At 41.8% G+C, this 14625-nt stretch carries 14 protein-coding genes; 1 reads left to right on the top strand and 13 read right to left on the bottom strand.

Annotation, left to right across the window (positions count from 1 at the left end; all coding sequences use genetic code 11):
• Together truD and pth2 are read right to left on the bottom strand one after the other, a co-directional pair.
• A complete protein-coding gene (gene truD, locus ACM9H2_RS02185; protein ID WP_415487732.1) occupies positions 1-1314 on the bottom strand; it encodes a tRNA pseudouridine(13) synthase TruD in 1314 nt (437 codons plus the stop codon).
• Entirely contained in the window at positions 1314-1652 is a 339-nt protein-coding gene (pth2, locus tag ACM9H2_RS02180; protein WP_415487730.1) for a peptidyl-tRNA hydrolase Pth2, read from the bottom strand. Before pth2 ends, truD begins: the two co-directional genes overlap by 1 nt.
• 84 nt (positions 1653-1736) lie before the next feature.
• Here pth2 and dcd point away from each other — a divergent pair, with 84 nt between their 5' ends.
• Positions 1737-2318 (top strand): dCTP deaminase, encoded by a 582-nt coding sequence (gene dcd, locus ACM9H2_RS02175; RefSeq protein ID WP_415487728.1) that lies wholly within the window; start codon positions 1737-1739, stop codon positions 2316-2318.
• A 21-nt stretch (positions 2319-2339) separates the two neighbouring features.
• Here the strand turns inward: dcd and ACM9H2_RS02170 are convergent, their stop codons facing one another.
• From ACM9H2_RS02170 to metG, 11 genes are all read right to left on the bottom strand, one after another.
• Entirely contained in the window at positions 2340-3086 is a 747-nt protein-coding gene (locus ACM9H2_RS02170; RefSeq protein WP_415487726.1) for a 4-phosphopantoate--beta-alanine ligase, read from the bottom strand.
• Between the two features lie 30 nt (positions 3087-3116).
• Complete coding sequence (locus ACM9H2_RS02165) at positions 3117-3956, bottom strand: pantoate kinase (protein WP_415487724.1); 840 nt, start codon at positions 3954-3956, stop codon at positions 3117-3119.
• A gap of 8 nt (positions 3957-3964) precedes the next feature.
• Complete coding sequence (gene aspS / locus ACM9H2_RS02160; RefSeq protein ID WP_415487722.1) at positions 3965-5266, bottom strand: aspartate--tRNA(Asn) ligase; 1302 nt, start codon at positions 5264-5266, stop codon at positions 3965-3967.
• A gap of 51 nt (positions 5267-5317) precedes the next feature.
• Complete coding sequence (locus ACM9H2_RS02155; RefSeq protein WP_415487720.1) at positions 5318-6022, bottom strand: phosphoglycerol geranylgeranyltransferase; 705 nt, start codon at positions 6020-6022, stop codon at positions 5318-5320.
• A gap of 60 nt (positions 6023-6082) precedes the next feature.
• The gene (locus tag ACM9H2_RS02150; RefSeq protein WP_415487718.1) at positions 6083-6469 is read right to left on the bottom strand and encodes a zinc ribbon domain-containing protein; all 387 of its coding nucleotides are present in this window, start codon (positions 6467-6469) and stop codon (positions 6083-6085) included.
• A 60-nt stretch (positions 6470-6529) separates the two neighbouring features.
• Positions 6530-7168, bottom strand: a complete 639-nt coding sequence (locus ACM9H2_RS02145; RefSeq protein ID WP_415487716.1) for a type I 3-dehydroquinate dehydratase — start codon at positions 7166-7168, stop codon at positions 6530-6532.
• 128 nt (positions 7169-7296) lie between these two features.
• On the bottom strand, positions 7297-9072 hold the full coding sequence (locus ACM9H2_RS02140) for a flippase-like domain-containing protein (RefSeq protein ID WP_415487714.1): 1776 nt from the start codon (positions 9070-9072) through the stop codon (positions 7297-7299).
• A gap of 81 nt (positions 9073-9153) precedes the next feature.
• The gene (locus tag ACM9H2_RS02135) at positions 9154-10188 is read right to left on the bottom strand and encodes an SPFH domain-containing protein (protein ID WP_415487712.1); all 1035 of its coding nucleotides are present in this window, start codon (positions 10186-10188) and stop codon (positions 9154-9156) included.
• 50 nt (positions 10189-10238) lie between these two features.
• Positions 10239-10724, bottom strand: coding sequence for an NfeD family protein (locus ACM9H2_RS02130; RefSeq protein ID WP_415487709.1), 486 nt, complete (start codon positions 10722-10724; stop codon positions 10239-10241).
• Between the two features lie 84 nt (positions 10725-10808).
• Entirely contained in the window at positions 10809-12542 is a 1734-nt protein-coding gene (gene pyk, locus ACM9H2_RS02125) for a pyruvate kinase (protein WP_415487707.1), read from the bottom strand.
• 46 nt (positions 12543-12588) lie between these two features.
• Positions 12589-14616: a methionine--tRNA ligase gene (gene metG, locus ACM9H2_RS02120; protein WP_415487705.1), complete on the bottom strand. Its 2028-nt coding sequence runs from the start codon at positions 14614-14616 to the stop codon at positions 12589-12591.
• Between the last annotated feature and the right edge of the window lie 9 nt (positions 14617-14625).

The raw sequence follows: 14625 nt of genomic DNA, 5'->3' as shown, positions 1-14625 counted from the left end.
TTACATTTGAGAAAGGGGAGATTTAAGATATTCTCGTAAAAATACAGTAGCATAACTGCCGCGGGGTAGATCAAATGAAAATGTCAAGGGGTTCTCTTGAAGTTCTAGTTGGGTTGTTGTTAGAATGGGTCGTAAAGAACCAAAAGAATTGAATAGGCCGGGTAGATCGAAGCTAGAGGGAGAAAGTCCTACTTCAGTTAGAGCCATTTGTTCTATTTCACCAGGATAACCTGGACTCAATGTGGTTTCAGATCCAATAAGTGGGGCGGTGACAAATGCTCTGTTTCTTGTTAAATGTCGATTGAGGGAATTCAAATTTTTTGAGGTGGCAGTTTGGGATTTAGTGATATCAGGGAGATTTAGTCCGTGGATAGGTTTTGAGAAACAAACAGTATCTCCAACAGTAGCTATATGAAATGGTATTTTTTTATCTAGTCGAAGACTTAAAATGCGATTGAAGATATAGGACTGTGCTGCGTGGGTGAGAAGTAATTGTAAATTTCGAGGTAGCGTTTCAAGGGCAATCCTGTAATCTTGTTCGGTTTTCCCTCCAGTATGGATTAAAGATTTTAGCATATTGCGTTCGTAATGTAACCACTTGGGGAATAGAGACAGAGAAAGTTCCCAGTCGCGGGTAGATTGGACCAAGGATCGGGCTTCTTGAGTTTCCTCAGGTTCGGAGGCATAGGAACTACCCAGATAAGACATGAGTGCCCCTTCCCAATCACCGCGAGCGATGTATAGTCCTACATGGTGAGTTATTGGCCGAATTGAACCAAAACGTTGATGGCCAAAGTAATTAGGAAAAGATACAGTCCCACCTCCAAAGTTTTTGAGATCGTCTGTGATGGCAGAGATATTACTAACTTCAGCAGGATTATGAACAATAATTTCGAAGTGGTTTCCAGCTAAATCTCCAAAATATAAATTTCTGCCCAATCGACCCACAGGTTGCATAGTTGTATCAGGGATGGGGGGAAGAGAAAGGGGATGAGTATTTTTTAGAGAGAATAGTTGGGTAGTGAATGCGCGTTTGTCTTTGGTCCCAGCCCAAGAAATATAATTCTGAGGGACATCCAAATGGGAAGATAATTCACGAGTGAAGGAGTTAGTATCCCAATTTAAGAGGGTCGCGCGGAAAATTAGGTATTGATAAGTTGAAGGATCAGAATTGAGTGGTTTATAATCTACATTTTCAATTTCATAAACTTGAAAATCTTCAGGATTATTTCTCAGAGATCCACCAACACCAGCATGATTGCTTATGAAATGGTCAATTCCTATTATCTGTTCTTCGGGTAGAGAAGAAAGCATTAGTAAAGGGATAAATCACAGACGATTTCATCTAGAAGAGAATCTTCTGCAGGGCCTATTCCAAGAGTTGTAATAGTCCCGGGCTCCAATTGAGTTCGGCCAGCGTCCTTTATAATTACAGCAGGTATTTTGTTCTCTTCTGCAATTTTTTTGAATTCGAAAAGGACGTTTTGGTTGGGAGCTTTTAAGACTATCTTGGTTTGACCATCACGTTTCCAAATTTTTTGTGTTTTACTATCTGATTTCAAATATGCAGAAAGGGAAGCATGGGCGACCTGTGCCGCTAGCTTTCCAGGAGTCATGCCTAGATCGGAACGTGCTAAAATGGCCTGCTTCATGAATAGTCGGAGGCGATAGTGAAATAAAAGTCTATTCTGCTGCATGCGGGAACTTTTATCTCGGTGGCGAAGACATACAGGGTGATGATACTCTCTGATGTAGATATTCGACAAAGGATGGAAAAGGGAGAAATTGTAATTGACCCACTTGATGATCCAGATCTGCAAATTCAGCCTGCAAGTGTGGATTTAAAATTAGGAGAAGAATTTTTAGAATTTCGTCGGACCAATATACCGTGCATCCATCCAAATTCGGAGGATGAAGTTACCAAATACGTTCGGAAAACAATTGTAAAAGAAGGGGAAGAATTCATACTGCACCCGAGTGATTTTGTTTTAGGTACTACCAAAGAACGGGTAGAGATACCACCAGATCTTATTGCGCATGTCCAGGGGAGATCTTCACTAGGTAGATTGGCAATAGTGATACATGCAACTGCAGGTGTTATCGATCCTGGGTACCGGGGACAGATAACACTAGAGCTCTCGAATTTAGGAACCGCGCCTGTTGCACTGACTCCGGGGATGCGAATCTCGCAAGTGATATTTACTGAATTAAAAACGCCTGCAAAGAATCCGTATGGAAAGGGTAGGGGATCGAAATACCAAGATCAAGAAGGTCCCCAGGCTTCAAAGATTCAATTGGATCCTGAATTTAAAAAATAAAGTTTAGTTATAATTTTATATTCATAAGTTACCGATCCCATTTCGGATTATTCTCTCTGATTCTTCGAGTGCAGCTTCGCGATCGAAATTTATCGTTATGTCCATCAGCTCTTTGGGAGAGAGGTGAGAAATATTTTCAAAGTGAGAGATAATATTGGGAATGGCACGGACTATATTGTCAACTATAGGGACAGTGGCAAGTTGGGAAGATCTAGATAGAGGATTGAGATCAATAACAAGTGTTGTTTTCCCCATTTTATTAAAAGCTTCCGCGCGGTCTCCATCTTCAAGGGGGACTAAGACAACATCTGCCGCATATAATCCATCCGGTGTAACTTTTGCACGGTCGTGAGAGATACCAGGTATTAGAGAAGAGGCAGAGATACCTTTCACGTTAGATGCACCATGCGAATTTAAGTGAGAAATGATTGATTCGATTCTTTTTTCCGTTCGATGGAATAGATTGACTTCTATCACTGCCCCGGTGAGTTCAGAAAGGGCTACTATTTCGGCGGGAACAAGGGCTGCAGAATTTCCATTCACACTTATAACAGGGTTTTTTGCCAATCTAATATACGCAGCTGCTGCTCTTGCGGCTTGGTTCGCAGTGGGTAGGGAGTGCTCAGATAGTAAATAATCAAATGATTCTCCGCGACCATGGGCTATCAAGCCATGTTGGCTAGTGATTCCATTCTGGATTCCAGCGATAAGTCGATCTCTCAAGAGGAGTGAAGCATACCTAGGGTGGTTCGGAGGAATGTTTCCCATGGTGTAGAGATGGCTGCCAAGCTTCAAAAATTAGTTTATGTCAAAAAGCGGCCTTTCCGGGGAAAACGTTTCACAAATATTTGGAACATACCCTGCATCGCTTAAGCCAGTTCCAAGTGAAATTACAGTCTCCCCTAACATTGCCATAGACGCCTTTCCTCCACAATCTATAACCGTATTTATTGTTTCTTCGATCTTAGGGGTCATGAGATTAGTCTCAAGAGTGAATTTGTAACCGAGATCAAATAGCGAATCCAAGGAAGGATTTTTTAAGAGGGAATGTAATGATTCAGACCCTATAGATTGAATTTTGGAGAGATCCCCAGAGAGGATAGTGTGGGTGTCCATGCTATTGAAAGAAAGATACTCAATTCGATTTGTTTCAGATATTTTTTCAAGAATTCCATGTCCGGGACCACCAGGTTTGACTCGAATTGGAATACCACCGTGTGATTGGGACATTACATCTCCGAGCCCAGTGCCTGCAGAAACATCAGCAGAATGTGCTATTCGCACTATATCCGAGGGGGAGAAGGGCAAGTCGAGGAGTGCTTGCGCGGATGCAATAATCCCGAGCGCGACTGCACCGGAAAGTCCAAATCCAGCTCCGAGAGGGAGTTTTGTCTGCGCCTCGACGTGTAGTGGTGAAGGGAGGGAATTAAAGATTATATTTGCTACTTCCATATGGACTTTGGATCCATTTATTGTCAGTGAAGACTCGTTTGAAGGAGAAGTTGTAAAAGTCAGACCATCAGAAAGTGTGATCCCAGCGCCAGTAGAACCAGATTTGAGTGGATTTGGAGATAAGAAGGGTGAAAAGAATAATGAAACGTGTGCAGGAATGAACGTAGAGATAGAATGAGAAGTCATTATTTGCTCTAGGGGGCGAGTCGATTGCGATCACGGGGGAAAAGAACAACTTCACGTACATTGTCTAATTGAAGCATGCTCATAACAAGTCGGTCTGCACCCATGCCCCACCCAGAATGGGGAGGCATACCATAGCGAAACATGTCAACATAAAATTCGAAATCTATAGGGTTGAGGCCCTGGTTTTGGAGAGCGTCAATCAGTGAATCGTATCGATGTTCTCGTTGCCCTCCAGAGACTAATTCCATTGAAGGGTGCATTAGATCAAATCCTTTTGATATTTCGGGAGATTCATCGTGGTTTTGGATATAGAAGGGTTTGATTTCACTAGGCCAATCTGTTATGAAATAGTGAGTAGCCATAGTACTCCCAATAATTCTTTCTGCCTGTGTGGATAGATCGTCCCCCCATTCTAGTGGTTCAGAGAGATCACTAGAGCCATTTGCTATTTCAATCGCAGAATCATAGGAAATTCTTGGAAAGGGCGTTTCAGGGATAGATAGCCCATCTAGACTGAGAGTATGGAGTTGTTGTGGGCAATTTTCAGAGACGGAATGATAAGCAATTGAAATTATATCTTCAGCCACCTCCATTGCCATCTCGTGGTCTATAAATGCTGCTTCAAAGTCGATTGAAGTTGCTTCGTTTAGGTGACGGGTTGTGTTGTGTTCCTCTGCTCTAAAGATAGGTCCTATTTCAAATACTCGCTCGATCCCACCTCCAGCTACAAGTTGTTTGAAAAGTTGAGGAGATTGGTTCATAAAGGCTTCTTTTCCGAAATATGCGATGGGAAAAAGATCAGTGCCACCTTCAGTTCCTGTTGCGACTATTTTTGGAGTATTTATTTCAATACAATCTATATCGTAGAATCTTTGGCGTATGGATCGTTGGATTTCGGATCGAATTTCGAATATCGCTCTGGTTTCGATTCGTCTAAGATCAATGCAACGTTTATCTAGCCGCGTGGATAGTTCGGATGTAACTTTTCCGGAAGGATCAAGGGGAAGATTTGGATCGGAAAGTGCTAGAATTTCAATTGTTTTGGGTACCAGTTCAATCCCAGTTGGGGCACGTTTTTCAGATACAACCATTCCAGTTAGTAGAACGACACTTTCTCGGTATAATTGATCGAGTATGGAAAGCGTTTCTGAAGAAAGTGTTTCTTTTTCGAACTTTACTTGTAAAATACCGCTTCTGTCTCGTAATAATAAGAATGTAAGTCCCCCTAAATCTCGCACCTCGTGGACCCACCCTACTACAGTTATTTCATCCCCGGGAGAAGATGCATTAATTAAAGTTCGGTCGTACATATAGAAATTAACTACTTTGTGAGGTTTAAAATACTATGTTTATAATCGGGACTATGCAGCATCCTTTGCTCCACTTACGGTTTCTATTACAGCATTGAGCCCATCGTTGTAGAGTGTATTCCCCACCACGATGGTATCACAACAGCTTCGCATTTGATACGCAGAATCATAATTTGAGATCCCACCTCCGTAAAATAAAGAAGATTCTGTTAGAGCGTCGTGGGCAGATTTGACTATTTTGGGGTCGCCCAACATTCCAGAATATTCTATATAGACTATGGGCTGTCTAAGGAATTTTTCTGCTACTTTGGCATAGGCTGCAACGTCTTGGGGGGACTGGTCGCAATCCGCATTGGTGTAACGTGCGACTGCAGAATCGGGATTTAAAACTATGTACGCTTCGGTCCAGGTCAATTCCCAAACTATATTCGGATCTATTTTGGTCCACTCTTTGTGTGCTCCGATAACCCATGCAGAACTATCTGCGTTTAGAACGAGGGGTACTAGATATCCATCTAAGCCTTCGTGGTGAACGACAGCGCCGACACTGGAAGGTTCTTGGTAGAGTGGGACGTTAAAATCACTGCATGCTTGTATTACTTCCTCCATTTTTGAGCTGGTAATCCCAGTGGTCCCACCTATTTCGATTGCGTCAGTTCCTGTCGAGCATACATCTTCATAAGAGATGCCAGGGGGCAGATCTTTATCAGGATCGAGTTTGAGGATATGATCCCATTTTTGCCAAGGAAACTTCACTATAAGCTATTTGAAATAGAGAGAGGCAAAAATTCTTTGGAAACATGATTTCAAAAAAAATTATTCTAAAACCGCGGTGCACCAGGGACAAAATGATAAGTCAGGGTCCATATTTCTGCGACAAGTGGGGCATACTAAAGAGGATTCTTGGGTATTTTTTTGCGCATTTGCGAGGATGTATACATCTACTATGTTTAGGAGATTAACAGCTGCAAGGGCCAGATATGCTTCCAATGGTAATTGGGCGGCATCTGTAAAAATAACAGATACGCCTCCAGATTCAATTGCATCCATAATAGGAGTGGGTACGACTAAAATTGTAGTGGCGATTGCGAGTAGAAACCAAGTTACTGCTCGTATCCAGGACTTGAGATATACATGTCCCAAACCTGGGTAGATTAGAGCAAATAAAATGGCGATTATCAGACGCCTATTTCGGGCTATCACAGGAATCTGATGCGGTTCAATTGAATTTAATGTTTCGGTGAGGGGAGAGTATGCAATAGGTTAAGATAAGGACTTTATCAGATTTCGTAAGGATTCTAGACTGTATTGTCCAGGTGCGGTGGTGGTGTTTAAATCGAGAGGTGCATATCCAATTTTAGAACCATAAAAAGGTGCAATTACACGAGAATGACTTCCAAGGGTCCCCATAGACATCGTTGCCACAAGGTTTCCTGATTGGGTTTGGTTCCAAGTGGCTACCAGAAGATTGGTTATGTCAGATGGGGATTCTGCTGTGACAGATAACTTTCCAACGTCGCCTATTTTAGTTGATTCTGTCAAAATAGATTCTAGCTCGAGTAGGGAGGGGGTAGAATTAAAATTATGTGTCGAAATGATAGTGGAAATGTCGTGTTTTCGTGCATGATCAATGGCCCGCTGCCCGTGCCCAGAAGTGATGGAGGAGAATTCGACGTCTATTGCCTTGACCGAAGGATTGGACATAGCGGCACAGAGCAGATCGATGCGAGAGTCATTTTCGGGATAGTTGCCTCCTTCATGTGCCACTCGATTGGTAGCAATAATAGGAATGTCGAGGGAATATTGAGATAATTCAGCCAAAGGATCGAGAGAGAGGTCCATTCTGAATTCGATAGCATCTGCTTGATTGACCGAGGTGGGAAGGTTATCTAAACTAGTCATACTAGCAGCAAGTACAAACGTGCTAAAGTCCATATGAAGATCCCGCTCGCATAGTATTTAGCTTATCCGGGGCGGGCATAAACAAGAGATGTGTTAAAGTTCAGAATAAATTTGAAAAGGTGTGCAATTTATTTTATTTGTAGAGTGGATTTTAAGGATAAATTCAAATCTAATGAAGAAATAGATCCTCCTAAAATTGTAATGAAATTTTTGATGGCGTGATCGATAATTGCGACGCTTAATGCGAGGGAGGGGGAGACACCTGCTAAACTTACAACTAAAAGGGTAAATGCACCCTCATAGAGACCAATTCCCCCAGGAGATAGAGGTAGAACTTTGGCTAAATTCCCAATACTGACAGCAAAGAAGCAGGTGAAAATTAGGGTTAGAAGAGATATGGATGGGTCGAAAGAATACAATATTATGATTGCTACAAATACATCTAAAGACCAGATTATAAGACTAAGCACTCCAACGCGAACAAAAATTGCAGGATTAATAGTAAGTTTTTGAATATTTTCTACGAAATGTTCTAGAGAGGATGAGAAACGCTGGGCGTACAAATCATTACTAAAAATTTTGAGTAACCGAGAGATCCTATTTCCTTTAGTTTTAGAAGATATGAGTATCAAAGTTAATAAAAATAGTACGAATATAGCAACTAAAATTGCGAGTCGAATTGCTATTTTACCACTCTGAGATATATTTCCAACTGTAATATCAAGAGATGAAAGGGATCCACTTCTTAAAAGGGAAGTTAGTATGAAAACTACTCCGGCAAGTGTGGTGATTGTTAAAAGATCAAATAGCCTTTCAAAAAATAATGAAGCGAATCCAGATACATAAGGAATTTTTTTCTTGGACTTTAGTATGTATGCCCTGGCTGCATCCCCAGCCCTCGCAGGGAAAACTAAGTTGCAGGTTTGGCTTAGGAATATAGATTCAGTTAAGAATTTAAGGGATTCCTGAAAGCCTAATTGGGAAAGGATTTTTTGATAACGAATTCCCCGAATTGGCCAAGATAATAGATAGATAAAAATGCTTAGTAATAGATAAATGGGATTGGACATAAAAGTGTAAAATAAATTGAGATCTAAATCAAGATAATATCCCATCAAGAATAAAGCCAAAAAGGAGATAAAAAAACCAAAAATGGATGAATTGAGAGGGGTTATGCGAGGGGAGATGTAAAATTCGACCCAGAGTCGGAGAATATTTATTGCCATGGCAAAAACGTCTCGAGCTATATCGACTTTGGTATCTTTTTGAGGGGTCCAAGAAACGGGAAATTCTAATACATTGAAATTGGAGTTTTGTGCTTTTACTAAAATTTCAGTGTCCCAAAACCAATGGGTATCTTTCAAAGAGGGGGAAAGTTTGAAAAAAATTTCTCGATTGAATGATTTGAATCCGCACTGGTGGTCGTATAGCTTAGACCTTAGGAGAAATCGAACTAGAGTATTGAACCCTTTGCTCAAAATAGATCTATGGAAAGGGCGTTTGGTTTGTGCCCCGGGGAACCATCGGGATCCTGTGGCAATATCCACGGATCCAGAATGAACTGCAGTTATGAGTTGCTCGAGGTGTACATTGTCAGTAGCTAGATCCGAATCTAGATAAACTAAGACATCACCTTTGGCAATCTCAAATGCTCTGTTTAATGCTTCTCCCCTACCCAATCTAGAGGGACTATGGTAATGTCTCACTTCGTCATACTTGATAGCAAGATCAGAGGCTATTTTGGGCGTGTCATCTGTGCACCCATCCTCAGCTATAATTAATTCATACGAACCAGGGGGGAGAAAACTTTTGAGATGATCCAAAGTATCCTCGACTGCGGAAGTGATTGTAGAAGATTCATTGTATGCAGGGAGGACTACGCTTACCGAGACCGGGGGGGCCATGCACCGAGACTGAACTTCCTGGAGTATTAATCTTTTGAGCGAGAACGCAGACTATAGTCAGATTAAGTATAGAAAATGAAGTTAATTGTCAGGGAGATCCATGTCTTCTTTGGTAACAGGTTCCAATTCTAGATCCTTGTCCAACTCAGTCAAGATGCTATCGAGTTTATCTAGTCCAAGTAATTTGAGAGTCTTGGTATTGAAATCGAGGCTTTCCAAAGTATCTTCAGTATCAGAGACATCACTGCCAGACAAATGTTTTCCATAGCGTCCTAAGAGAGAGGTGAGTTCTTGAGGTATGATTATCGTGGAGGATTCCCCTTCCCCAACAGAAACGATTGTGTTGAGAGCTTTGTTTATGATTGCTCGCTCCCCCATTGCTTCTGCTGCTTTTGCTCGGAGAACAGTTGAAATGGCACTCCCCTGTGCTTGTAAAATAAGACTTTGTTTTTCCCCTTGAGCACGAATAATGGCTGATTTTTTATTACCTTCTGCTATTTCAATTTCACTTCTCCTTTGTCCCTGTGCTTCGAGAATCATTGCGCGTCTGCGTCGTTCGGCGGATGTTTGTTGTTCCATTGCATTTTGGACTTCTTGGGAAGGACTAACTTCACGGACTTCAACGGACTCAACACGGATTCCCCATGCATCGGTTGGTTTATCTAATTCTTCTCGGATGCGTGTGTTTATGACACCCCTCTTGCTCAAAGTTTGGTCGAGTTCCATATCTCCAAGAACCGCCCTTAGAGTTGTTTGGGCTAGATTCATCACTGCGATTTTATAGTTTGTGACTTCTAGGAATGCTTTCTTCGCATCCATGACCCGTATGTATACAACCGCGTCTGCCCTAACAGGAGAATTGTCCCTAGTGATTGCTTCTTGGCGGGGGACATCTAAAGTTTGGGTCCTCATATCAAATGTATAAGTGCGAGAAACAAATGGCGGAACGAATCGGATTCCAGGATCCAATAAACCGCGGTATTCACCAAAAATTGTTAGTGCTTTTTTCTCGTATGCATTTACTATAACAACCATCTGTGTAACGATGATAATTGCTAGAATTAACAGTGGTATGGTGGGAAGTAACCCAATTTGTAATGGAAGTAAATCTAACATAAATCGGGTTAGAGTCCTATGTATTAAAGCCTATAGGTATGTCGATAAAATTAAGATTTTTTCGGGTTTAGAGGTTCGACCACCAACATGTTTCCACCACCAGGATTCACTACCTTTATTTCGGTTCCAGGGGGGATGGTTTCACCAGTACTTCTAGCTGAATATAGTGAGTCGAATCCACCATCATACAGGTTTACCTTTCCACCTTTTGAAGTGACCTGTTCGGCAACATATCCTGTTTTGTCACGCAGACTATCAGCATCCGATGTTCGGAAAAGGCCCTTTCCACCATAGATATCTAGTGTTCTAAAAAGGTACAGTGCTATTCCACCAAAAATTATCAATAGGACAGAAAGTGCAATAGGATTGTTTAAAGGAGAAAAGGCCATTCCCAAAAGGCCGGCTGAAATAAGTGCAACTCCCAAGACTATGAAATGAGCACCGGGGACTATCGCTTCCGCAGTGGTCAAGATGATACCTGCCAGGAGTAAGATTAAAGCTAATGAGACTTGAGGAGGGTTGGAAGAGATAGACACAAGATCGAATTATCCGTGACGGACTTAATTTTTGCGATGGGAAATCATAGATGGAGAAAGTTATAAAAATGAAAAATTACTTGGTCAGAGGATATTTCCATAATAAAGAAGGCCCCTACTCCCATCAAGAGTGACAATACTTTTGTTTGAAAGAGAATCAGGGATGGAAATTCCGCTTATCATAGGAAGGTTCAGTTCACGAGCTATAAGTGCAACATAACTAGTTAAGCCAGGGCTTTCGTATAAAATTCCTGAATATTTTTTAGCTAATGTGGGTATTTCTCCTGTGAAAGTATTGGGAATGAAAACAATGGCGCCTTCGGGGATGGAATCGAGGTTGGAAGAAGATAATCGGAACAGAGGACCAGAAACTCGTCCTGAAACTATACCTTCACCTCTATCAATGATTTCAGATGCGACGTGTACTTGCAATGTTTTTGTAGTATTCCAAGAGAGATGCGGTAGCATCCCAGAAATTACAACAACCGTGTCTCCGTCATGTACTATTTTAGAGGTCAATGCCAAAGAAACGGCATGATTAGTTATCTCGAATGTTTGTTCGTTTGGCAAAAGTCCTTGTTTAGCAGATACACCCCAGGAAAGTGAAAGCCTGCGGCATAAGTTGTCAGAAGGAAGAACTGCGAAAATAGGAACACTAGGTCTAAATTTTGACGTTTTAAGTGCAGTATATCCAGAATCGGAAACGACGATTATGGCGCTTGCTCCAATGTCTCTAGCCAAATAGCGTGCAGATCTAGAAAGGGCACCTGTATTGGAAGAAACAATTGAAGATACACGTTGTTCGAGTAGATTTGCATACTCATCGCTCGACTCTACTTCGGAGATAATGCCATTCATCGTTTTGACCACGCCGATGGGGTCAATGCCAATGGCAGTTTCTCCAGATAACATAACTGCGTCAGTTCCATCTAAGACGGCATTTGCTACATCCGATGCCTCAGCTCGGGTGGGGCGGGGAGAAGTCACCATTGATTCTAGCATTTCTGTTGCAGTTATTACCGGCACTCCGGAATCAATGCATTTATGAATGATTCTTTTTTGAATCAATGGGACTTCTTGGAGTGGACACTCGACACCGAGGTCTCCTCTTGCAATCATAATACCATAAGAAATTTCGATTATGGAATCTAGTTCTGCTAAAGAATCGGATCGCTCTATTTTTGCGATGATAGGAATATCGAGATTGAAATTCTCCATGGAAGATCGAACGGATAGTATATCGGTTGCACTTCGAATGAAACTGGCTGCTATGAAATCTACATTTTGGGACGAAATAAACTCTAGATCTTTATGGTCTTTTTCAGTGACAGAATCTAAATTTAGTCGGACCCCAGGTATACTAATACCTTTTTGACTAGTTAATTCACCCCCCGAGATCACTTTTGCAATTACAGAATTTTGTGCAAGTTCCACAATAGTCGTTTCTATTTTACCATCGTCGAGGAGTATATTGTCACCTACTGAAACCCCAGTCAGAGGGTGAGAAGTTCCGATAGTCAGAGGAGGGGATCCCTGGCCTTCAACAAATTGAACTAAATCACCAGGAACGAGTTGCAAAGGGGAATCCAAAGAAGTTGTTCGTATCTCAGGGCCTTGCAAATCGAAAAGTATAGAAACAGGATTGTCAAATTCTTTTTCTGCCTCTCGAATGAGATTTATATAGTGCTCCCATTCGGTGGGCGATCCATGACTTGCATTGATTCTTGCGACAGACATGCCTGCTTCGATTAATCCACGGATCGTAGGTGCATCGGAGGTTGCAGGTCCTATTGTACAGACGATCTTGGTTTTCCCCATATTATAATCATAGTGGGGCCGAAAAAATAAGAATGTCTAGATATTACTATCGTACTTCTTGTCCTGGTGAAGAGTCCCCATAAGTAGTGAGTAAGTCCGCGGAGTCTCCCGCTGCCAACACCATTCCATCCGATTCGGTTCCAAAAATAGTTGCTTTTTCTAAATTGGTGACAACTACCACGTGTTTTCCGATTAAATCGTCGGTGGCGTAGAATTTTTGTATGCCTGCGACTATTCTCCGGGTTTCAGATCCGATATCAACGGTGAGTAAAAGTAATTTTTCTGAGCCAGATATTTTTTCTGCTTCGAGTATTTCTCCGATTCGCAGATCGAGTTTTTGGAAATGCTCAAAGGAGATGCGGTCAGAAAAGGAAGTTTCGGAGGACGATTTTTCGTTGTCAGGTTTTGTTCTTTGGCCGAGCTTGGTATTGAGATTTTGGAGGTGTTTATCACTAATTGGCATAAATGGCTCACTGGGGGGTTGGAAAGATGCGGAAGGAGATTCTAGGGCTTCGGCTAAAGTTGCCTGATGAACAGAATCGGATTCGCCCATTTCGTTCCATATTTTTTGAGTTGTGTTTGGCATAGTTGGAGATAGCAAAATGCAAACTGCCTTGCATATTTGCAAACAGTCCCTAATAACTTGGGCAGCAGATTCGGGATTGCTTTTCTTAAGTTTCCAAGGCTCGTTTTGCTGGATATGAGCATTTCCATACTGGGCTAGTTTAGTGCCGGCCAAGGCAGAATTTCGTAGGGAATATTTGTTAATTGAATCGGAGAATTCCATCATTGCTTCTTGGATTCGTTTACTCACGTCTTCACTTACTGGTGTTTTGGGAGTTCCACCATATTCGCGATGGGCAAATAGTAGAGATCTGTAGATGAAATTGCCTACATTTCCAACCAATTCTCCATTAACCTTATCAGCGAAATTTGACCAAGAGAAATCTATATCATCTTGAAGACTTCCCACAGTAACTAAATAATACCTCAACAGATCTGGGTCGAATTTTTCAGAGAAATAATCATCTACCCAAATCGCACGGTTTCTACTGGTTGAAAATGCTCTTTTGTTTAGATTTACAAATCCAGTTGCCATGATTGCACGGGGTTCGGTGAAACCGGCTCCATATAACATTGCTGGCCAGAAAACTGCATGATGCTGGATTATATCACGCCCGATAACATGGATTATTTCTCCATTTTTTTTCCAAGTAGATTCCCAATCGAATAGGTCCGATCCAACACGGTCGGAGTACTGTTTAGTTGAAGAAATATATTCGACGACCGCATCGACCCATACGTAGAGGACTAAGTCTGTTTCTTCCTCGCCTGGATAAGAAATTCCCCAATCTATATTTCGTGTAATACACCAATCGTGTAGAGACCCTTCAATCCATTCCCTAGGTTGATTTTTCGCATTGGTAGTTCCTTCGAGTCTGTTAATGAATTCTTGCAGATAATCTTGGAAATCAGAAATGCGGAAAAATTTGTGGGATTTGTTTCGATATTCTGCTTCGTTTCCTGTGATTATGCTCTTGGGGTTTAAGATCTCTCCAGGCTCTAGATGTCTTTGGCAGCCATCATCGCACTCATCACCCCTAGCGTTTGCCCCACAGTGCGGACAAACTCCTTCGACATACCTATCAGGGAGGGGTTGATCTTCGAGAGGATCCCATGCAACGAGGATGTCTTTGTCATAAATATGGTTAGAAGCATCTAGTGTTCTAACGATTTCGCGGGTGAGTAGAGTGTTAACTTCGTCGTCTGTATGGCCATAATTATCGAATTCAATAGACATTCCAAGGAAAGTCTGTTTATATTTTTCATGCCAAGATAGAGCAAATTCTTTGGGAGGTTTTCCCTCCTTCCAAGCATTTACTGCGACAGGAGTTCCATGCATATCAGATCCACATACAAATGCCGTGGTTTGTCCTAATTTCCGTAGCGACCTACTCAAAGTATCCCCGCTAACATACGTGCGCATGTGCCCAATGTGTAAATTTCCATTTGCATAGGGCAGCCCACAAGTTACAACTGCGGGGTTGATAGAGGGGAAAGGATCGGTGCTCATGTGCTATTG

The sequence above is a fragment of the Candidatus Hikarchaeum yamanae genome (genome assembly GCF_009889665.1).
GTDB classification, from domain to species: Archaea; Halobacteriota; Halobacteria; order Halobacteriales; family Hikarchaeaceae; genus Hikarchaeum; species Hikarchaeum yamanae.
Note: the sequence above shows the minus strand (reverse complement) of the source record. Positions and strands in the feature narration are given on the sequence as shown.